The following is a 20,477-nucleotide window of genomic DNA, read 5'->3' on the forward strand; positions in this document are numbered from 1 at the left end:
ATTGAAATCGCCTACTGCAAGATACCCTTTGTAAAAAAGCTGTGATCAATCTGCTTTGCTTCAATGAAAAAAAGTTTGTAATTTTCTAGAGTATTTAAGACTTTCTAAAAGCAAAAACGGCAAGTATTCAATCGCTTGCCGTTTCTTTATTTGCTAATTACTTCTTTTTGTCCTTTTGCTTCTTGTCTAGCAAGGTGTCTTGCTGTAGTCAACCGGAGCAACCCGCTTGATTCTTGCAGGCTCTTGCTTACCAAGGATCAAAGGCACGCGTTCGATGACCGTGTCCGCGAATTCTAGGCCGAACCATTGAGCCGGGTTAGGTGACAGGTTCTGCAGCTGGACGCGGGCCTTGACCAGCCACTTCTTGTAAGAAGACAGGGTGGTCGAAGGTGAGATGACGTCGTTGACGATGACGAACTTGAAGTCGCCGACGTCCCGGCCAGGAGTAGTCGTGTATTCCTGCGGCTGGGCCTCGATCGTGTTGTCCTTGATCAAGTCGTGGACGATCTGGCGCAGGTAGACGTTGACGCTAGTCTGCTTCTTGAAACCAAGGTAGAGCTGGATGTTGATCACGTTCTTGGTGCCAAAAGTGTTGACCGCGTATTCAGCGGTAAACGGCTCGTTGGTCACGTTGACCGTGACGAACCAGTAAGCCCGGGCCCGCTTAGGCCGCTTGTCCAGGATTGAGTAGAGGACTTCCCGCTTGATGAACTTGTTGTACTTGACGTTGGCCATGTAAACCAGGTTGTCAGCGTAGGTCGGGTAGTTGTCGTCGTGGCTGAGGTCGGTCAGCATGTCCGTGTATTCATCCAAGCGGACATAGGCATTGCCGGCTTCGTTTTGGTCCCGGACCTTGTTGCCGAAGTACCAAACGACCATGACGGAAACGATCAAGAGGGTGATCAACAGTGATACGTAACCGCCGTGGGTGAACTTGCTCAGACTGGACCCCATGAAGAGGATGTTGATAGTACTGAAGAAGATCACGAAGATCAGGTTGGCCAGGTTGTGGCCCTGCTTGAGCACCATCCATTCATAGCGCAGGATGGTGGTCATCAGCATGGTAATGGTGATGGCCAGGCCGTAGGCTGCTTCCATGTGGGCTGAGGTTCTGAAGAAGAGAACCAGGGCGATGGTGGTAATGCCCAGCATCTTGTTGATGGCCGGAATGTAAATCTGCCCTCTTTCATCAGATGGGTAGAGGATGTTCATCCGCGGCAGGAACTTCAGGTTGATTGATTCCGCCACCAGGGTAAAGGATCCGCTGATCAGGGCCTGGGAAGCGATGATCGCTGCCAGGGTAGCCAGAACGATTGACGCCAGCCGGATGTTTTCCGGAATCATGGCGTAGAAGGGGTTGATTTCAGTGGCTGAGTGCAGGTTGGTGTTGTTTAAGATCCAAACCCCTTGCCCTAAATAGTTCAGGGAGAGGCAGACGAAAACAAATGGCCAGGAGCCGATGATGTTCCCCTTGCCGACGTGGCCGACGTCGGCGTAAAGGGCTTCAGCCCCCGTGGTGGCCAGGAAGATGGACCCTAAGATCGCTAAGCCCGCCTTGTTGTAAGGACTAAAGAGCAATTTGATCGCGTAGTAAGGGTTCAAGGCCTGCAGGATCCACCAGTTGCCGCCGATGTTGATCAAGCCCATGACGCCCAGGAAGGCGAACCAGACAAGCATGACTGGACCGAAAGCCTTTCCGATGATGCTGGTCCCCATCCGCTGGATGGAGAAAAGCACTAGCAAAATAATAATAGTAATGACCAGGACCGTGGTCTGGGTGCTGACCGGGACGTTGCCCTTGCCGAATTCCAGCCCCTTCAGCCCTTCAATGGCAGTGGTAACCGTCACGGCCGGGGTCAGAGTCCCGTCGGCCAGGATAGCGGCCCCGCCGATCAGGGCTGGACAGACCAGCCAGGCAGCCTTATGTCTGATCAAGGTGTAAAGGGCGAAGATACCACCTTCGCCGTGGTTGGTTGCCTTCAGGGCGATAATCACGTTCTGCACCGTCGTGAGCATGGTCACGGTCCACAGGACCGCGGAAATGGTTCCGATGATCAAGTCCCGGCTGACCGTATTGAGCCCGCCGTTGCCGTCGATTACGGATTTCATGACATACAGGGGACTGGTCCCGATGTCGCCGTAGACAATCCCAATCGCGATCAAGAGGCCGGCGGCCGTCGTGCGATTGAGTTTATTTTCTACTTCCATAGCACTTATATACTCCTCAAACTAAAAAGTTTGTGATACACAAAAATAACTGTAAAGCTTTTGCTTAGATTTAACAAGTAAAAAAAGAATGCCAGGAGACATTCTCTTTACTGTAATTTTCTTATATTTGGAGTAAAGTTTCAAGCCCTTTAGGACAAACTGCTTTCAATCTTCGCGCGAACGCCTTCGTACCAGTTGCTCCAGTCTTCGTAAGTAGTCATCGCTTCCGGGTCAACGCCGGTTTCTGCGGTCATCTTGTCGAGGATGGCTTGGAAATTGTGGGCGTGATCGATCAGCACATGCTTGACCAGGTTCTTGCGGGAGAATGGCTGGTTGAGCAGGAGGTAGTGGTTGATGTTGACCATGTTGTGGTCTTCGTCAAATTCACTGATGATTTCCAGGTCGTCGCGTTCGAAAGAAGAAACGTAGAAGTTGGCGAAGTTGACCAGGTAAGCCGGCTGGTCGGCAACTTCGCGTGCTGGCATGGTTACGCGTTCTGGTTCAGGCATCACGATCTTGAACATGTCTTCATTGCTGCGGATTTTCTTTTCTTCTTCTGCCAAAGTTGTAGCTCCTTTTTAAATAAAAGTCTATAAAGTCAATAGTAATTTTAACGGCTTTAAGGCTAGAAAGCAAGCGCCAGGCCCCCATAAATCAAGGCCTGGCGCTGAATTATTTCTTATTTGCCCGACTTTAGGTAGCCCTCGACGTCATCCTTGGTGATGGAGTCGATGGTGGTGTGGCCCTGCTGGTAGGCGTAGTTGAACAGGTTGATCAGGTCCTGCGGGCTCCAGCCGGCCGTGCTTTCGCCCAGGTTGTCAAGCTGGGTGCGGATCTGCTGGACGTCCCGGCTGGTCACGGTGCTGCCGCCGACCTTGTCATTGTTGCTGGTCCCGGACCCTTCAGCCTGGTTGCTGGAAGAGCTGGCTGAGCTGGAAGCGGCAGAAGATGAGCTGGAACTGGATTCCTTGCTGCTGGACTTGCTGGAAGAGTCTGAGGAGGATGAGCTGGAGCTTTCAGAACTGGAGCTGGAGTCTTCCTGCTTGCTCTTGGCTTCCTTGAGCAGGTCCTTGACGTTAGACCGGACCTTGGCGTAGTAAGCCCCGTTGATGTAAGGCAGGTCTAAGATGCTGCTGTAGGTGGAAACGGCGCTGTCGTAGTCGCCGTCTTCCATGGCCTTGGCTGCCTTGTTTAAGAGCGGCTTGATTTCACTGTCGTAGTTGTCCTTGACGGCCTTGAGCTGTTTAACCAGCTTTTTGGCCTGGCTGGTCATGACACTGTAGCCGCCATTTTGCTCCTGGGCCTTTTGGGCCAGGTTCAAGGCGCTGGCGTACTTGACGGTCGTCTTGGCCAGTTTCACGGAGTCGGCCAGGTTTTCGGCCTGGGCCTGGTAGTTTTTGGCTTGGGCAGTTGCCTTAGCCTGGTAGGCCTGGTCAAATTCGTCAGCGGCCTGGCTGTACTTCTTGGCTTTTACGGCCTCTTTGCCGGCCTGCATGTGGCTGGAGTAGCTGGAACTTGCCGTTTGCTCCTGGCTCTGCTTTTGCTGGCTGGAGTAGAAGTAGGCGCCAGCCCCGCCCAAGGCGAGTACGGCCACCACAACGATGGACCAGATAGTCGATTTTTTCATAAATAACCTCCTCGTTAATCTTCCCAATTATACCAGATCAGCCACCTGCTTTAGGCAGCCAGTCCAACTTGTAATTGTTCCTTAACAAAAAGTGGCCGACATTTGCTTCTTGAAACGTTAGTATCAGTGCAGGCCCAAGGCGCCGGGGCCGGCCGGAGCGAAGCCCGTTGCTTCGTGGCAAGATTGATTTTTTACAGAAACAGGAGAGAAAAAATGAACTTCACTTTAGCTGACCAAAGCATTCAATACACCTTCAAGGCCGAAAAGTATGACAAGGGGCAGATGCAGCGCAGCCTGCAAAACGTCAAGCTGGATGCCAGCCCGGAAAGCCTGGTCAAGGTGGGCCAGGCCATCAGCAAGCTGCAAGGCGATGAACTGGCTGCCTTGACCCTGGTCCAAAAGCACAATTTGACCTTGGCCTAACTCTTTGACGCGGAAACTTCAGATAAAGAATTTTTGAGTAAGAAACAGGAGAAAAAATCATGACTACGACTACCGAATTGCAATTAACCTTTAAGTCCAGTGCCGGCAAAAAGAAGAGCCTGAACCTGCCATACGCGGTCAAGGGCTTGAGCGCGGACGTGGTCCGGGAGGCCGCGGCTGCCATCGCCGGCGAGGGCGTGTTCGTCAAGGAAGGGGAGGTCCTCTATGCTGAGCCGCTGGCTGCAAACTATATTGAACGTACTGTTACGGGTGTGTTTGACGATAGTAATCATTAGACAGATCTGGCCGCTTTAGCCGGATGCAAAATTTATACCCAAGAGGCGGCCTGGCCGCCTCTTTTCTTTTTATGTTTTATGCAGCTTTGCCCCCGCCTTTTGGTATTTTCTTTCTTAGCTTGGAAAGGGGGAAAAGCAGTTTTTTCCTATAAAAATTGTAATTGCTTAAGAAAATTGTTACTTTTACTTTACAGAATGCGCGTTCGATTGTAACTAGAGCGCTGAGCGCATAAAATAGAGGTTACGATTGAATTATTAGGAGGAAATTAATGAAGAGAAGATTTTTGACTGGACTTGCTACCGCAGCGATGCTGACTTCCGTCGCCGTTCCAGTGACCAACAACATGTTTCTCTCAAATCAGGCAGTTGAGGCATCAGCTACCAGCGATGCCTTTTTAAGCAAGGTCAGCCCGCAGGCGCAGAAGACGTCCAAGAAGTACGGCGTCTACGCCTCTTTGATTCTGGCCCAGTCCACCTTGGAATCTGGCTGGGGGACTTCAACTCTGTCTACCCAGGCCAACAACTTCTTTGGGATGAAGGCAGCAAACACTTGGACCGGGGCAACCTATAACGTCAAGACGGCTGAACAGGACTCAAAGGGCAAGACTTACTACATCACGGCTGCCTTCAGAAAGTACAGCAGCTACCAGGCATCTTTTGATGACTACGGCTTGAAGATGCGGACGACCCTGGGCAATTACGGCAGCTTGCGCTACAGCAAGACCTGGCTGGAAAATGCCTCAAGCGCTTCAGCTGCCGCTAAAGCCATCAAGGCTGCCGGCTACGCGACTGACAAGAATTACGCGTCTAAGCTGATCAACCATATCACGAGCTACAACTTGACCAAGTATGACCCGGTTTACTCCGGCACTAATTACACGGCCAAGGTAGCCAAGTCCGGGGCAACCTACCTCTACCCGACTGACCACTCTGTTTCACCAAAGAAGTCTTACGTGACTGCCGGCCAAACCGTAACGGTTACCAAGACCTACACTTACTACAACGGCAAGAAGCGGATGTACCTCAAGGGCTTGGGCTGGATCAACGGGGAAGACTTAAACACTGGCAGCTCCCAAGCACCAAGCGCGGACACCAGCGCGACTGTTTCCGGACAGATGAAGATCTTGATGCACTCAGCCGCAATTTACACCAGTACCGGGGCTAAGAGCAGCGTCAAGAGCGTGAAAGCTGGCAAGAGCATGATGACTTACGGGTCAGTCACGATCAATGGGGCCAAGTACTACCGGATTAACTCAGCCAGCGCTGACCAGTTTATCAAGGCCAGCAACTTTGACGGCTCCCCCCGCAAGCTTAAGCACAATGCCTACCTTTACAACAGCAAAGGTAAGCGGGTTGGCAAGAGCAAGTGGCTCAAGGGCAGCAGCCACACCGTTTATGGCGGCAGCGTGAAGATCAAGCACAAGCAGTACTACATCGTTGGCCTTAACCAGTATGTCAAGAAGGGCAACTTTTAAAAAGACAGGGAAGAAACTGAATGAGATTTAACAAAATTTTGACGGTAGCAGCCGTGGCCAGCCTTGGCCTGACGTTTGTTTTCAGTCAAGGGAAGGCCGCGGAGGCCTCAATCAACAGTGAAGCCAAGACCAAGACTTACAGCGGTACCAAGTCCCTGGAGACCCTGCTTAAAGCCGCGGGGCTGACTTACAACCAATTCAACAGCGTGGCTAATGGCAACAAGTACGGCAGCCGTTTTGGCTACCGCAATGGGGTTGGCAAGCCTGAAGGGGTGGTCGTGCACGAAACGGCGACCCCAGGTGCCACGGCCTGGGATGAAGGCCGCTATTTCAACAACAACTGGATGACGGCCTACACCTATGTTCACGCCGTGGTCGACAACAACCAGACCATCCAGCTGATGTCAACTGACTATGGTACCTGGGGGGCAGGCCCAATTGCCAACGTCCGCTACATCCAGATTGAACTCTGTGAAGTTTCAACCCGGTCCCAGTTCGTGCAGAGCGTGGCCAACGATGCCTACTATATCGCCAGCCTTTTGCACCAATACAATTTGACTCCTTCCCGGGCAAGCAAGAGCGGGACAGGTACTATTTGGTCCCACAATGAAGTTTCTCAGTACCTGGGCGGGACCGACCACGGGGACCCGGACAGCTACTTTGCCAAATGGGGCTACTCCATGAGCGACTTCTACAGCTTAATCACTTACTACTACAACAAGCTGGGAACTAGCAGCAACAGCGGTTCAAGCAGCTCCAGCCAAGCGCCAGCTACCCAGCCAGTTTCAACCAAGACGGTTAAGCTGATGCGGAACTCTTACAGCTACGATGCTTATGGCAAGAAGCTGGCTGTCAAGGCTTTGAAGGCCGGGTCTTCCCTGAAGGTCTACGGTTCAGCCGTAACGATCGGCAGCTCTAAGTACTACAAGTACGCTGATGGCAAGTATGTCAAGAGTGGCAACATTGATGGGACCAGCCGGACTTTGACTGGCAATTCCTGGACCTACACTATTTCCGGCAGCCGGGAATGGTCCACAGCTAAGCTCTTAAAGGGGAGCAAGGTCACGACCTACGGCAGCCAGGTTAAGATCAAGGGCAAGGCCTACTACATGACTGGCTTTACCAGCAATAACGTGGCCAAGTATGTCAAGGCAGTCAATTTCCAGCCTAAGCCAGTGGAAGTCAGCACGAGCAAGCGCTTGATGCGGAATTCTTACAGTTACAGCGCTGCCGGCAAAAAGTTGCCAGACAGCATGCTGAAGGCTGGGCAATACCTCAAGGTCTACGGGTCAGCTGTAACGATTGGCAAGGCCAAGTACTACAAGTACGCTAACGGCAAGTATGTCAAGGCTGGCAATATCGACGGGACCAGCCGGCCTTTGAAGCACAATGCTTACGTATACACGGTCAAGGGGACCCGGAACTGGAGTGAAGCCAAGCGCCTGAAGGGCAGCACGGTTACTACTTACGGCAGCCGGGTCAAGCTGGCTGGCAAGTACTACTACATGGTCGGCTTCTCCGGCCAGACCGCCCTGTACCTCAAGGCTGGCAACTTTTAATTGAAGACAAGAAACGGATTTGGGCCTGGCCCAGGTCCGTTTTTTCTTACTGATTTGCGGGCTTATTGTATAATTAGAAAAACTGTAATTAGTGAGGAGATACTTTTTAGCATGGAAGGACTATCACTGTTTTTAACGGTCTTCTTGGCCCTGGTGATTCCGATCGTCATGGCCCGCTTGCGGGTGACCACGGTGCCGACCGCCGTGGCCGAGATCATCGTCGGGATCTTGATGGGCAAGAGCTGTTTGAACCTGATTACCCAGACTTCCCAGCTGACTTTTTTGTCCAACCTGGGGGTCATCGTCTTGATGTTTTTGTCAGGGATGGAAATCGATTTTGACTTGCTGAGCCCGAAAAAGCACAGCCGAGCCCGGAAGTCAGAGAGCGGCAAGCAGGTCAAGCCCATGGTCGTGGCTGCCTTCGCCTTTGGCGGGGTAGCGGTGGCCTCAGTTTTGCTGGCTTTGGGGATGAAGGCCCTGGGTCTCTTTAACGACGTGGCCCTGGCTTCGATCATCTTTATGACCGTGGCCTTAGGCGTGGTCATCGCTACCTTAAAGGAAAAAGAAATCCTGGGCCGGCCGATCGGGCAGACGATCTTGCTGACGGCGGTCATGGGGGAAGTTATTCCCTTGCTGCTTTTGACCATCTATTCCACCGTTAACGGCGGGGATGCCCGCAAGCTCTGGCTGATCATCCTCTTGTTTGTGGCCGCGATTATTCTTCTGCGCCGCTTTAAGCGGCCTTACCTGTGGTTTGCCAAGGTGACCAAGGCCACAACCCAGTTGGACGTCCGCCTGGCCTTCTTCCTGATTTTTGCCCTGGTGACGGTGGCAGAGCAGGTTGGGGCGGAAAACATCCTGGGGGCCTTTTTGGCCGGGGTGGTCATGAAGCTGCTGGAGCCAACCCAGGCGACCAAGGACAAGCTGACTTCCATCGGCTACGGCTTCTTTATCCCGATCTTCTTCATCCGGACCGGGGTCAACCTCAACTTGAAGCTGCTCTTCGCCAACCCGCAAGCCTTGATGCTGCTGCCGGTTTTGGTCATCTGCTTCTTCTTAGCCAAGCTGCCGGTTACTTTGACCTACATGCGGGCCTTTAACAAGCGGAATGCTTTTGCCGGGGGCTTCTTAACGGCAACGACGATCACGATCGTTCTGCCGACCTTGCAGGTAGCCCGGAAGCTGAACGCCATCACGGCGACTCAGTCCAGTGCCTTCATTTTGGCGGCGGTCATCGTCTGCATCGCCTGCCCGATCGTCTTCAACTCAACTTTTGCCTTGACGCCGGAAGACAAGATCAAGGAAAAGGTCGTGATCTTCGGCCTCAATGCCGTGACCATGACCGTCTACCAGGACCTGCACGACTCCTGGTATTCAGTTCAGGTTCTGACCTGCCGGAAGGAAAAATACGACACCTACAAGAGCAAGGTAAAGAATTTGAAGCTTTTGCCTGACCGGAAGCTGGATACTTTAGAAGCAGCCGGGGCCTTTGACACCGATATCTTCGTGGCCACCTTCACTGACGACCAGGCCAATTTGGAAGTGGGCCGGGCAGCCAAGCAGGCCGGAGTCAAGCGGGTCATCGTCAGCCAGGGCAAGGTCGTGGCTGATACGGTCGACCAGCTCAGAGAGGAAGGCATCGAGCTTTTTGCCTTCAACAACCTGCATGGGGCCATGCTCCGGGCCTTGATTGAATCACCAGCCGTCTACCGGATCATCACGGACACCAACAATGCCCTGTACGACGTGGTGGTCAGAAACTCGGCCTACACCGGCCGCCAGCTGATGGACTGGGACTTCGTCGACCAGATCACCGTTTCCCGGATCCGGCGGGGGGACAAGTGGATTTCCCCGCACGGGTCAACCGTGATCGAGCCGGGCGACGAACTGATCTACAGCGGCCCTTGGCGGGAAGCCGACCGGATTCACCAGCTTTTGAGCCGGGAATAGAAAACGACTATATCAAAAAAGCGCTCTGCCAGCCGGCAAAGCGATTTTTCTTGTTTATTTCCCTAGTTCTTTAATTCTTTATTTTTCTGTTTTGCTTTTTCCTTAAGGCATGTAGTCCCTGGCTGCTTCCAGGACGGCGATGACCTGCAGGCTGTGGGCAAAGGCCCGGTCAGCAGCGGTTTTGTCCTTTTGGTCAAAGATCCGGATGAATTCAGTGAATTCCGGGATCATCCGGTGCAGGTCTGGGTCAAAGTTCTTGGCGGTCTGCCCGTCTGCCGTTTCCAGCCGGTAGCTTCTGATGTCACCCGGGCTGCCAATAAAGCTGATCGCCCCTTTTTCCCCGGCGATGAGAGAGGGGTTGTGGGTAAAGGCCTGGGAGTCCTTGGCCGCGGTCAAGCTGGCCTGTTTGTCGTCATAAGCCAGGACTAAAACGCCGGAAGTGTCGACGCCCTTTTGCAGGTTAGGGAAGTAGTGGACGTCCAAAGGCGCCCCAAATAGGCTGACGGCTAAGTGGATGTTGTAGACGTTCAAGTCCAAGAGGGCTCCGCCGCCCAGACGGGGGTTGAAGGCCGGGGCGATGTCGCCGGCCAGGAAGCGGTCGTAGCGGGAAGAGTACTGGGTGTAGTTGAGGCTGACCACGTGAACCGGGCCTAAAAGCTGCAAGTCACTGGCCAAGGACTTAAAGGCTGGCAGGTAGCGGTTGGTGATGGCCTCGGTAATGAGGCAGCCCTTCTGGTCGGCCAGCTGCTTGAGCTCTAAGGCTTCTTCAGCCGTGAGGACGAAGGGCTTTTCACAGATCACGTTCTTGCCGGCTGCCAAAGAGTCCAGGCACATTTGGTAGTGCATGGAGGAAGGGGTGGCCACGTAAACCGTGTCAACTTGGTCGTCTTTGAGCATTTCCAGGTAGTCGTCGTAGACCCGGCTGATGCCGTATTGGTCAGCCAGTTCCTGGCCGGTGGCTGCTGACCGCTTGGTCGTGGCGATAGCAGCTAATTTTAAGCCGGGCAGGGGAAGGGCAGTGAGGAAGTCTCTAACGATCTTGCCGCTGCCGATAATACCGAGTTGCATTTTTTGCCTCCTTATTTGTACCTTACATTTTGTATTTTCTGTTTTCTATTTATTCAGCCGGCTGACGTCGACGGAATTTTTGCTGACCGTCTTGGGGATGGCCAGCTTTTTCTGCTGGTTGACCTTGAGCATGGCCAGCTTGGTTGAGCTGGTTTGCCCCTTGACCTTGTACTTGGCATAGATGGCCAGGCCGGTCAGCTGCTTTTTCTGGCTGAAGTCGATGGTCATCTTGATCTGCTGGAGCTTAGCCTTGGCCATTTGGCTGTCGCTAGACAGGCTGGCCAGGCCGTTGGTTTCCGTGATCTCTTGCCAGAGGCGCTGGCTCTTGCCCGTGTAGCTGAGCCGCCAGCCATTTTTTGTCCGGCTGACGGAAAAAAGCTTGGCGCTCTTTTGGCTGAGGGTCAGGGTGTCCATGTCCTTGACCAGCTGCTGGAAGTGGGAGATGGTCGTGAACTGGCTGAGCTTGGCCTTGTACCAGGCTTCCTGCTGGTCTTTATAGTATTTGACGTAGGCATAGTGCTGGCCCACCCACATCTTGACGTTCTGGTCCCCGCTCTGGGTTAAGTCCGCCTGCATGACGAAGGGAGACCGCTGGTAGTTGATCTGGCCGTAAAAACGGACTGGTTTATTTCCCGTGTAATAATGTTCGTCGATCTTCAGCTGGAAGTTAGCAATCTTGCTCTGCTGGGCCTTTTTGACCAGGCTCTGGGGGCTGGGCTTGGCGCAGGCTGCTAAAAAGAGGCTGGCCAGGGCCAGAAGGGTGAGCAGGTGAATTTTCTTTTTCTTTGACGGCATAGTATGAATCACATCCTTATTCTTCAATTCTAACAAATTACTGACTAATTGTTAGCGATTCCAGTCAGAAAAAGTGCTTTTTTTGCCTTTAGGACTTTGAAAAGGCCGCGAGAGGCCGTATAATAGTTAGTGAAACGTTTAATTTGCTAAAGGAGATTTTTTAATGTCTAAATTAGTTTTAATTCGTCACGGTCAAAGTGAATGGAACCTTTCAAACCAATTCACTGGTTGGGTTGACGTTAACTTGTCAGACAAGGGTGTTGAAGAAGCTAAGAAGGCTGGTCGTTTGATCAAGGAAGCCGGCTTGGAATTTGATCAAGCTTACACTTCAGTTTTGACCCGTGCGATCAAGACTTTGCACTTTGCTTTGGAAGAAAGCGGCCAACTCTGGGTTCCAGAAACTAAGTCCTGGAGACTGAACGAACGTCACTACGGCGCTTTGCAAGGCTTGAACAAGGCTGAAACTGCTGAAAAGTACGGCGACGAACAAGTTCACATTTGGCGTCGTTCATACGACGTTTTGCCACCAGTTTTGGCTGACGACTCAGAATTCAGCCAAGCTAACGACCGTCGTTACGCAAACTTGGACCCACACATCGTTCCTAAGGCAGAAAACCTGAAGGTTACTCTGGACAGAGTTATGCCATTCTGGGAAGACCACATTGCTCCAGACCTTTTGGCTGGCAAGAACGTGATCATCGCTGCTCATGGTAACTCACTGCGTGCCTTGACTAAGTACATCGAAAACATCTCTGACGAAGACATCATGGATGTTGAAATGAAGACTGGTGAACCAGTCGTTTACACTTTCGACGACAAGTTGAACGTTGTAAGCAAGGAAAAGCTGGACTAAGTCCTCTTTCCCTAATTAAAGCGAAGCTCCGGCTTCGCTTTTTTTGTTGGACTGATTAAGGATTGACAGATGGCTTGCTAAGATGATAGCTTAGATAGGAAAGTTGTGCACAGGGATACTTACGGGAAAATATCGCGCGCCCGCTTTGACTGTTTTTTACAATTTCAATAAGAAAAGGCCGCAGGCAAAAGTTGGTGGTGCTTTTTTGCTATAATACAGACTAATGTCATTTTTTAAGTAGGTATCAATTTATGAAGAAAGAAGACAAGCTGGGCATTCCTGAGACCAGGCAGCATGCCAGAAAGCGCAAGCATAAGCAGATCCGCAACTGGATCATCGGCATTTTGGCGGTTGTCTGCGCCATTGCGGCCGGAGTGGGCCTGTATGCCGCCCATTTGTACAAAACGGCTGAGCAGGCGGCCAACAAGGCTTATGACTCAGAAAACGCGGTTAAGACGACCTATGGCGAATTCAACGGCAAGAAGCCTTTTGCCGTCATGCTCTTAGGGACCGACACCGGGGCCTTGGACAGAACGGAAAAGCGCGGCAATACTGACACGATCATCGTCGTCGTGGTCAATCCGAAGAAGAAGAACTACACGATGATCTCGATTCCGCGGGACACCATGGCTGACATGGTTGGCGATGATTCAAACGACGTGCAGAAGATCAACGCGGCCTATTCGATCGGCGGAGCCAAGATGGCCATGAAGACTGTCTCTAACCTCTTGAACATTCCGGTCAAGTACTACGCCTTGGTCAACATGGGCGGGCTGATGAAGCTGGTCGATTATGTCGGCGGTATTTACGTGACGCCGCCTCTGACCTTTACCTACAGCGGCTTTCCTTTCAAGAAGCGGGTCCGCCAGCACTTAAACGGGCAGGCGGCTCTGGCTTACAGCCGGATGCGCTATGATGACCCGCAGGGTGACTACGGCCGGCAAAAGCGGCAAAGAGAAGTCATCACCAAGCTGGTCCAGAAGCTGGCCACGGCAGACTCACTGACGAACTTCAGCAAGATCGCCAATAACCTGTCATCAAACGTGAAGACCAACTTAAGCTTCCAGGCTTTGAAGTCGATCTTGGCCAACTACTCAGACTGCACTTCTTCCAGCGACAGCGACTACCTGCACGGCTACAGTGCTTATGTTAACGACGCGGCCTACCAAATCGCGCCAACCAGTGAACTGCAGCGGATTTCCAACAAGATCAGAAAGCTGCTGGGCTTGAAGACGGCGACCGTCTCCAACCGGGAAACCGAGCTGAATACCTTAAACGAGACTGCCGGCTTTAAGTTTGGCAGCGGTGAGACCCAGAACTACACGATCTATGATCCGGGCACGACGGCTGACAGCGTCAAGAGCGGCAAGAAAAGTTCAAAGTCCAGCTCCAGCGCTAAATCCAGCAGCCAGACTTCCAGCAGTACAGATTACTCTGGCAATACTGCTTATTCTGGCAGCACAAATTACGATACGACTTATAGCTACAGTTATAATTACAACTACAATACCAATCCGTTTTCAGGGGGCTATTAAAGGTGCTTAGCAAATTTTTGGCAGTAATTATCGGCTATTTGTTTGGCAACTTTATCAGCGCCATGTTCGTGGGCAAGTACTACCTGCACAAGGATCCGACCAAGTACGGGTCAGGCAACCCGGGCACGGCCAACATGGGGGCGGTTTTCGGCAAGAAGGCGGGGATTCTGACCTGCATCGGCGACTTGCTTAAGACCCTGCTGGCCATTTGTCTGGTCTATGCCATCTACCACCAGCACTTGCTTACGGCTTATACGGGCCTGGGCGTGGTCTTAGGCCACTGCTTCCCGGTCTTTAACCACTTTAAAGGGGGCAAGGCGGTGGCCGTGACGGCCATGGTTACGGTTCTCTACGACTGGCGGGCGGGGCTTATTACTCTTTTAATAGCCTTGGTCTTGACCGCAATCATGCAGAACCTGACTATCCCGCCTTTGGTTTTCATGCTGTCTTTCAGTATTTACCAGCTGACCAAGTCGCTTGAACCTGGCCTGGTCTTCTTGATCATGACGGCAGTCATGGCCTTCAAGTTCCGCTACGATATACGGGACTTTTTCACGGGCCATGGCAAGCGGGTCGATATTTTATATACGATCAAGAAGAAGTTGGGAATATTGAAATAATTTCTTGGTCTTTTTTTAAGAAAAACTGAGTATAATGGATAATGAATTTGCAAAAGAAAGAGAATAATTCCGATATTGATGAGTGAACAAACACAATCCAGAAAAATTCATAACCTGCTGAAGTACGGCTTCCTGCTGTTGGCAGCTCTGGTGCTTTTGCTGCAAATGTTTAATTTCAAGAGCAGCATGCTGAAAAGCTCAATTACCTACCTGCGCCACCTGCCACCAATCGTGGAAAGCGCGACCTATTGGTTTATTCCAATGGTCTTCGGGGCCGTTTACAGCAAGCGCAAGCTGCGCTTTAACGAAGGCTTTAGGGCCTGGGCTATCATGGAAGTAACCCTCTTGGCCTACTATCTTGTCTTCTTTATCTCCAAGCCATGGCACTTAAATGTCTGGCGCTTCTGGGGTATCCTCTTCCCGATTCTGACCTCGACTTCCGTCTTGATGACGGGCCTGGTCTTCGGCCTGCTGGTGCAGCCGGTCATTTATGACTGGCAGGAGAAGTTCAGCAAGAAGCAGAGCTTGATCATTTTGATCGCCTTGACCTTGCTGGGCTTTACCCTGTCAGCCGGGACTTACGAGATGAACTACTCCATCTATGGTCTCTACCTGGCTCTGCCATTTGCCTGGGGGATGTTCTTAGGGAAGGTTGACTTTTCCATCAAGCAAACGGCCATCTTTATTGTGGCCGGTATCCTTTCCCTTGGCCTGGTAATCGTCGGGGTAGCCGGCTTTAACGCCGTTTACTGGTCACAGATCATGTCCTGGCGGGCCAACCCATCATCATGGAACTACCAGTTCCTGCTCAACGTGACCTCACCCTTCATCTTTATTATTGCCTTGGCCGCTTTTGCTTTTGCCCGGCCGGCCATCAAGGCTTTGGAAGTAAAGGACCTGGACTTCCTGGTTCCGCTGATCATCTTCATGCAGGCACCAGATGCCAACTCCTTTATGTCTTCCTTTAAGTACGGTACCGGCAGCCGGCAATTGAACCGGATGATCACGATTTTGATCATGCTGGTCATTGCTATTGCCTGGCACTGGCTGATTGAACGCTACTTGTGGCGCTTCAAGCCAGTTAAGCGGATCAACCGCTTCTTGTATGAAAGCAAGAGCTTCGGGGCAGCGGCTGAAGGGGCCTTTAACCGCCTTTGGGGCTGGATGAAGTACCACCACCACCGGACCAACCTTTTGACTTGGACCTTCTTCTTTATCCTGTCCTTTGCTTCCTTCCTGGTTGAATCCGACAATATGCGGATCCAGATCACGACTGCTTCCAACGTCAACGCTGTAGTCTGGCTGGTCGGGACCAAGCTGGGGGCCTTGATTTTGACGACAATCTTTATTGACGCCTTCTTCACCATCCTTTACTTCGTCACGACCAGATACTGGGTTTCCCTCATCACGACTTCCACGGTCGTGATCGCTTGGGCGGTTGCCAACAAGATCAAGCTTGACCTCCGGGGCGAGCCAATTTACCCAAGTGAACTGTCTGAAGTAACCAACGCTGACAGTTTGCTGAGCATGATCGGGGGGCAGAAGACCTTGATCATGATCCTGCTGGCTTTGGCTGCCGTTATTGCCTTGATGGTCTTCTGCGAAGTCAAGTTCAAGGTCAAGAAGCGCGGCAACTGGAAGCGGCGGGGGATGTGGGCCCTGGCCAGCCTGGCCCTCTTCATGACGCCGAAGTGGTTTAACCACCAAGGCTCAGCTATTTACCGCTTGAACCGGGCCTTTGACAACAAGCAGTCCTTCCGGAACCCGGAAAGAGATATCCAGATTAACGGGCCAATTTTGAACTTCCTCAACTACATCGACTTGCAGATCATGGACAAGCCAAGCAACTACTCCAAGAGCCAGATTCAGAAGCTCTATGAGAAGTACCAAAAGGTGGCTGACCAGATCAACAAGACCCGGACTAACGATTTGTCCAAGCAGACCGTGATCTTTAACTTGAGTGAAAGTTTCATCGATCCATATACCTTCCCGACGATCAAGTTCGCCAAGGGGACCAAGGATCCGATTTCTTACATCCACTCACTGAAGAAGACGACCACTTACGGCAGCATGCTTAGTGCCGGCTACGGTGGTGGTACGGCCAACATGGAATGGGAATCACTGACTGGCTTTAACATGGGCTCCTTCAGCACAACTTTGACTCCTTACGTCCAAGTCGTGCCGCAGTACCAGTACTACCCAACCATTGGGGCCAACTCCAACTACTCTTCAGCAGTTCACCCATTCATCGGGACTTACTACTCAAGAATTGAAGACTACAAGCGCTTCAAGTTCAACAAGTTTGTTTACCTTGGTTCCAAGTACAAGATCGTGGACCAAAAGAAGCTAGGGACCAGTTCCTACAACTCCGACTTCACGACTTACGCCAACGGCTTGCGGCAGATCAATTCCCGCAAGGGCGGCCAGTTCATCAACCTGATTTCTATTCAGAACCATATGCCGTACAACAACTGGTACCCGAAGAACTACTATGCCGGCAAGATTTCCGGTGATCTTTTTGACGACGGCAGCATCAGAACGCAAGTGGCGACCTACATCATGGGGACCCACTACACTGACCAGGCGGTCAAGAAGTTCATCAAGCAGATTGACAAGATCAAGAAGCCAATTACCCTGGTCTTCTACGGTGACCACTACCCGTCAATCGTTTCCCAGTCATACACGTCTAAGTACCCGGTCCAAATGCACTCGACCCGCTACTTCATCTACTCCAACAAGTACGCCCGTCAGCACGGGGCTAAGGCTAAACTGACTTCCAAGACCAACTACGTCAACACCAGTGACTTCATCGCCATGATGCTGGAACAAACCAACAGCAAGGTTACGGCTTACCAGGCACTTTTAACTGAAGTGCACAAGAAGCTGCCAGCCTTGACGATCAGCTACAGCGATGACACCGGCTTTACCCTGGTTGACCAGAAGGGCAAGGAAGTTGACCCGAAGACCTTGACCAGCTCACAACAAGCCCTGCTCAAGGACTACGAAATGATCCAATACGACATGACGGCTGGTTCAGCATATGCCTTGAAGATCAAGGGTTTCTACACCATGAAGAAATAATTTGATTTATTGCAATAAAAGGGACTAAGGAGGATTAGTCCCTTTTTTTGTCTTTTGAAATAAAAAAAGGGGGCAATGATGGCTCATAAGCAGCGCGTCGCCTATCTCGATTACCTCCGCCTTGTGGCAATCTTGGGGGTAATCACTATCCATGTGGCTACGTCTCTCAACTTCTACCGGCAGGATTACGCGAGCTTAAACTGGCAGATCCTCAGCTTCTGGGACGGCTTGAGCCGCTTTTGCGTGCCGGTTTTTATCATGATTTCCGGGGCTGTTTTTCTGAATCCGGATTTTGACTTGAGCTGGGAAAAGCTTTTTAAAAAATACCTGCGCCGGATCGTAGTCAGCTACTTAATCTGGCAGCTGATTTATTGTGGCTGGTACTATTTCGCCAAGGGGGGCGACCTGGTGACCGTGGCTAAGTTCCTGATCGGCAGCTATGACCACCTGTGGTATCTGCCGATGATTGCCGGCCTTTACCTGGTGACGCCGCTTTTGCGGCCGCTGGCCAGAAGACGGCAGCTGCTCGAATACTACCTCTCGCTGGCCCTGCTCTTTGCTTGGCTTTTGCCGACCGGCCTGGACTTAATCCGCCTTTGGCCAAACCCGCCCAAGCATATGGCTGACGCGCTTGCCGCTTTTAAGCGCCTGCTGGGCAAGCTGGACCTGCAAACGGTAATGGGCTTTGGGGGCTACTACATGGCTGGCTACTACTTTAGCCAGGTCCACATGAGCAAGCGCAACCTGTATTTTGTCCAGGCCCTGGGCCTGCTGGGGGCTGGAGCGACAATCGTCTTGTCTGGCTGGCTGACGGCGAAGGCCGGCCATTTGCGCCTGACCTTGTACAGCTATAATTCCTTTTTTGTCCTGCTGGAGAGCAGCGCGGTTTTTCTCAGCCTGCAGACGCTCAAGCCCCGGCTTTGGTCAGAAGAAGTTTTAGGGGAATTGGCCGGGTCTGTAATGGGCATTTACCTGCTGCACCCGTTATTGATTTACTACTGGAGTAAGACGCCGGTCTGGCAGCTGGCGGCAAGTAATTCTGCCTGGCTGCCTGGCTTGGTAATTTTGATTTTTGCCAGCAGTCTGGCTATCGTCTGGCTCTTGCGCAGGAGCAGATTTTTGGCCCGCTGGCTTTTATAGGCTTGACCCGAAGGCGAATTCATGTTATTTTTATAAAAACGCGACAATGAAGTAGCTGCTTGGTTCAGCGTTCAGAGAACTAGCGGTTGGTGCGAGCTAGACAGGCCAGGCAGACGAAATACAGCGCGGGGAAGGAGAACCCCGTTAAGAAGCTCCCAAGAGGCACTTTGTGCGAACGTGGGTGGTACCACGGCTAAGACAGAATTTAGTCGTCCCTGGATCTTTTGATCTGGGGACTTTTTTTATTTGGAGGCAGAAATGGCTAATTTTGACATTTTGGAAGATTTGAAATGGCGCGGCGCCATCAACCAGGAAACTGACGAGGAAGGCTTGCGGGATTACCTGGCCAAGCATGACGACCTGGCCCTTTACTGCGGGACTGACCCGACGGGTGACTCCCTGCACATCGGTCACTTGATTCCCTTCATGATCTTGAAGAGATTCCAGCTGGCCGGCTACAAGCCAGTCATCGTTATCGGCGGGGGCACGGGGTCAATCGGTGACCCATCCGGCCGGTCAACTGAACGGGTCCTGCAGTCTGAAGAAACGATCAAGCACAATGAAGAAGCTTTGACGGCGCAGATGGTGAAGCTCTTTGGCACGGAAAACTTCCGCATCGTCAACAACCGTGACTGGCTGGGCAAGATGACCCTGCTGGAATTCCTCCGCGACTACGGCAAGCTATTCCAGGTCAACAACATGCTGAACAAGGAAGTCGTGGCCAGCCGGCTGGAAAACGGGATCTCCTTCACTGAATTCTCCTACCAAATCCTGCAAGCCATCGACTTCTACATCCTGAACCGGGACCACGGCGTCCAGATGCAGATCGGCGGGGCTGACCAATGGGGCAACATCACGGCCGGGATCGACTTGATCCACCGCCTGGAAGGGGCAGACCGGCCAGCCTTTGGTTTGACCATCCCATTGATGCTGAAGGCCGACGGGACCAAGTTCGGCAAGTCCGCCGGCGGTGCTGTCTGGCTGGACCCGGAAAAGACCAGTCCTTACGAATTCTACCAATTCTGGATCAACCAGGACGACCGGGACGTGATCAAGTACCTCAAGTACTTCACCTTCCTCAACCACGAAGAAATCGACGCCTTGGAAGAAAAGGTCAAGACTGAACCATGGAAGCGGGAAGCCCAAAAGCGCCTGGCTGAAGAAGTAACCAAGTTCGTTCACGGCGAAGAAGGCTTGAAGGAAGCCCAAACGGTCACTGAGGCCCTCTTCTCCGGCAATGTGAAGGACTTGACCACCAAGCAGGTAGAAATCGCCCTGGCCAAGGCGCCAAGCGCTGAGAGCGGGGCAGAAAAGAAGAACCTGGTTGACTTCCTGGTTGACACCAAGATTGAATCATCCAAGCGGCAGGCACGAGAAGACGTTAACAACGGCGCCATCTATGTCAACGGCGACCGGATCCAGGACACCGACTTTGAAGTTGACCCGGCGGCTGCTTTTGACGGCAAGTTCGTCATCATCCGTAAGGGCAAGAAGAAGTACACCCTGGTGCACATCAAGGGCTAAAAAAGATTTTTAGAAAGTTTCCAGTTGGAAGCTTTCTTTTTTGTTTACTTTTTATCCTTTTGCCGAAAAGAAGCCGGCATGTTACAATTAAGGCGCTGCTGTAGCTCAGGAGGTAGAGCACCGCCGTGGTAAGGAGGAGGTCGCCAGTTCAAATCTGGCTAGCAGCTTAATTTAGTCTAAATAGAAATAAATAAGGCTAAATAAATCTATCTAAATAGCGGTTTTCAAGGAGAAAGGTTGATCTGCTTGAAATGAAATTAAACGTGAAATAGAGTGTTTGCCACACAAGAAATCACAGTGTGACTTAGTGTGACAGAAAAAGA

16 protein-coding genes and 1 tRNA gene are annotated in these 20,477 nt (G+C 51.9%); 12 read left to right on the forward strand and 5 right to left on the reverse strand.

All coding sequences use genetic code 11. The features are described from left to right. Positions 1-186: 186 nt before the first annotated feature. From HMPREF3168_RS04680 to HMPREF3168_RS04690, 3 genes are all read right to left on the reverse strand, one after another. On the reverse strand, positions 187-2,208 hold the full coding sequence (locus HMPREF3168_RS04680) for a KUP/HAK/KT family potassium transporter (RefSeq protein WP_070488699.1): 2,022 nt from the start codon (positions 2,206-2,208) through the stop codon (positions 187-189). Between the two features lie 149 nt (positions 2,209-2,357). Beyond that, the gene (locus HMPREF3168_RS04685; RefSeq protein WP_003614494.1) at positions 2,358-2,771 is read right to left on the reverse strand and encodes a hypothetical protein; all 414 of its coding nucleotides are present in this window, start codon (positions 2,769-2,771) and stop codon (positions 2,358-2,360) included. A gap of 116 nt (positions 2,772-2,887) precedes the next feature. Continuing rightward, positions 2,888-3,835, reverse strand: a complete 948-nt coding sequence (locus HMPREF3168_RS04690; protein ID WP_003614492.1) for a YfgM family protein — start codon at positions 3,833-3,835, stop codon at positions 2,888-2,890. Between the two features lie 213 nt (positions 3,836-4,048). Between HMPREF3168_RS04690 and HMPREF3168_RS04695 the strand changes: the two genes are divergently transcribed. The 5 genes from HMPREF3168_RS04695 to HMPREF3168_RS04715 all read left to right on the forward strand — a co-directional run bounded on the left by HMPREF3168_RS04695 (position 4,049) and on the right by HMPREF3168_RS04715 (position 9,538). Beyond that, positions 4,049-4,258: a DUF1659 domain-containing protein gene (locus HMPREF3168_RS04695; protein WP_002877879.1), complete on the forward strand. Its 210-nt coding sequence runs from the start codon at positions 4,049-4,051 to the stop codon at positions 4,256-4,258. 59 nt (positions 4,259-4,317) lie between these two features. Further along, positions 4,318-4,554 carry a DUF2922 domain-containing protein gene (locus HMPREF3168_RS04700; RefSeq protein ID WP_003614496.1) on the forward strand — a complete coding sequence of 79 codons (237 nt, stop codon included), beginning with the start codon at positions 4,318-4,320 and terminating at the stop codon, positions 4,552-4,554. A gap of 269 nt (positions 4,555-4,823) precedes the next feature. Then, positions 4,824-6,029 carry a glucosaminidase domain-containing protein gene (locus tag HMPREF3168_RS04705; protein WP_070488701.1) on the forward strand — a complete coding sequence of 402 codons (1,206 nt, stop codon included), beginning with the start codon at positions 4,824-4,826 and terminating at the stop codon, positions 6,027-6,029. 20 nt (positions 6,030-6,049) lie between these two features. Continuing rightward, positions 6,050-7,588: an SLAP domain-containing protein gene (locus HMPREF3168_RS04710; RefSeq protein WP_003614472.1), complete on the forward strand. Its 1,539-nt coding sequence runs from the start codon at positions 6,050-6,052 to the stop codon at positions 7,586-7,588. A 111-nt stretch (positions 7,589-7,699) separates the two neighbouring features. Then, on the forward strand, positions 7,700-9,538 hold the full coding sequence (locus tag HMPREF3168_RS04715; protein WP_070488704.1) for a monovalent cation:proton antiporter family protein: 1,839 nt from the start codon (positions 7,700-7,702) through the stop codon (positions 9,536-9,538). Positions 9,539-9,640: 102 nt separating this feature from the next. Here the strand turns inward: HMPREF3168_RS04715 and HMPREF3168_RS04720 are convergent, their stop codons facing one another. Beyond that, positions 9,641-10,606: a Gfo/Idh/MocA family protein gene (locus HMPREF3168_RS04720; protein ID WP_070488707.1), complete on the reverse strand. Its 966-nt coding sequence runs from the start codon at positions 10,604-10,606 to the stop codon at positions 9,641-9,643. A 45-nt stretch (positions 10,607-10,651) separates the two neighbouring features. Continuing rightward, a complete protein-coding gene (locus tag HMPREF3168_RS04725; protein ID WP_070488710.1) occupies positions 10,652-11,401 on the reverse strand; it encodes a hypothetical protein in 750 nt (249 codons plus the stop codon). Positions 11,402-11,564: 163 nt separating this feature from the next. On the opposite strand from HMPREF3168_RS04725, the gene HMPREF3168_RS04730 reads away from it, so the two are divergent. From HMPREF3168_RS04730 to HMPREF3168_RS04760, 7 genes are all read left to right on the forward strand, one after another. Next, the gene (locus HMPREF3168_RS04730) at positions 11,565-12,254 is read left to right on the forward strand and encodes a 2,3-diphosphoglycerate-dependent phosphoglycerate mutase (protein ID WP_002877893.1); all 690 of its coding nucleotides are present in this window, start codon (positions 11,565-11,567) and stop codon (positions 12,252-12,254) included. A 251-nt stretch (positions 12,255-12,505) separates the two neighbouring features. Further along, positions 12,506-13,789, forward strand: a complete 1,284-nt coding sequence (locus tag HMPREF3168_RS04735; protein WP_003614497.1) for an LCP family glycopolymer transferase — start codon at positions 12,506-12,508, stop codon at positions 13,787-13,789. A 2-nt stretch (positions 13,790-13,791) separates the two neighbouring features. After that, positions 13,792-14,409: a glycerol-3-phosphate acyltransferase gene (locus HMPREF3168_RS04740; RefSeq protein WP_002877895.1), complete on the forward strand. Its 618-nt coding sequence runs from the start codon at positions 13,792-13,794 to the stop codon at positions 14,407-14,409. Between the two features lie 78 nt (positions 14,410-14,487). Then, positions 14,488-17,490: an LTA synthase family protein gene (locus HMPREF3168_RS04745; protein WP_035175411.1), complete on the forward strand. Its 3,003-nt coding sequence runs from the start codon at positions 14,488-14,490 to the stop codon at positions 17,488-17,490. Positions 17,491-17,568: 78 nt separating this feature from the next. Beyond that, complete coding sequence (locus HMPREF3168_RS04750) at positions 17,569-18,630, forward strand: acyltransferase (RefSeq protein WP_070488713.1); 1,062 nt, start codon at positions 17,569-17,571, stop codon at positions 18,628-18,630. 258 nt (positions 18,631-18,888) lie between these two features. Then, positions 18,889-20,154 (forward strand): tyrosine--tRNA ligase, encoded by a 1,266-nt coding sequence (gene tyrS / locus HMPREF3168_RS04755; protein ID WP_002877898.1) that lies wholly within the window; start codon positions 18,889-18,891, stop codon positions 20,152-20,154. A 94-nt stretch (positions 20,155-20,248) separates the two neighbouring features. Then, positions 20,249-20,321 (forward strand) — tRNA-Thr (locus HMPREF3168_RS04760). The last annotated feature ends 156 nt before the right edge of the window (positions 20,322-20,477 follow it).

It is taken from the genome of Lactobacillus sp. HMSC08B12 (assembly GCF_001808415.1).
GTDB lineage: Bacteria > Bacillota > Bacilli > Lactobacillales > Lactobacillaceae > Lactobacillus > Lactobacillus delbrueckii.

Coding starts and splice junctions, on each gene's coding strand:
- HMPREF3168_RS04700 (WP_003614496.1), top strand. CDS start 4,318: ATGACTACGACTACCGAATTGCAATTAACCTTTAAGTCCAGTGCCGGC.
- HMPREF3168_RS04720 (WP_070488707.1), bottom strand. CDS start 10,606: ATGCAACTCGGTATTATCGGCAGCGGCAAGATCGTTAGAGACTTCCTC.
- HMPREF3168_RS04690 (WP_003614492.1), bottom strand. CDS start 3,835: ATGAAAAAATCGACTATCTGGTCCATCGTTGTGGTGGCCGTACTCGCC.
- HMPREF3168_RS04710 (WP_003614472.1), top strand. CDS start 6,050: ATGAGATTTAACAAAATTTTGACGGTAGCAGCCGTGGCCAGCCTTGGC.
- HMPREF3168_RS04680 (WP_070488699.1), bottom strand. CDS start 2,208: ATGGAAGTAGAAAATAAACTCAATCGCACGACGGCCGCCGGCCTCTTG.
- HMPREF3168_RS04730 (WP_002877893.1), top strand. CDS start 11,565: ATGTCTAAATTAGTTTTAATTCGTCACGGTCAAAGTGAATGGAACCTT.
- HMPREF3168_RS04705 (WP_070488701.1), top strand. CDS start 4,824: ATGAAGAGAAGATTTTTGACTGGACTTGCTACCGCAGCGATGCTGACT.
- HMPREF3168_RS04715 (WP_070488704.1), top strand. CDS start 7,700: ATGGAAGGACTATCACTGTTTTTAACGGTCTTCTTGGCCCTGGTGATT.
- HMPREF3168_RS04750 (WP_070488713.1), top strand. CDS start 17,569: ATGGCTCATAAGCAGCGCGTCGCCTATCTCGATTACCTCCGCCTTGTG.
- HMPREF3168_RS04725 (WP_070488710.1), bottom strand. CDS start 11,401: ATGCCGTCAAAGAAAAAGAAAATTCACCTGCTCACCCTTCTGGCCCTG.
- tyrS (WP_002877898.1), top strand. CDS start 18,889: ATGGCTAATTTTGACATTTTGGAAGATTTGAAATGGCGCGGCGCCATC.
- HMPREF3168_RS04745 (WP_035175411.1), top strand. CDS start 14,488: ATGAGTGAACAAACACAATCCAGAAAAATTCATAACCTGCTGAAGTAC.
- HMPREF3168_RS04695 (WP_002877879.1), top strand. CDS start 4,049: ATGAACTTCACTTTAGCTGACCAAAGCATTCAATACACCTTCAAGGCC.
- HMPREF3168_RS04735 (WP_003614497.1), top strand. CDS start 12,506: ATGAAGAAAGAAGACAAGCTGGGCATTCCTGAGACCAGGCAGCATGCC.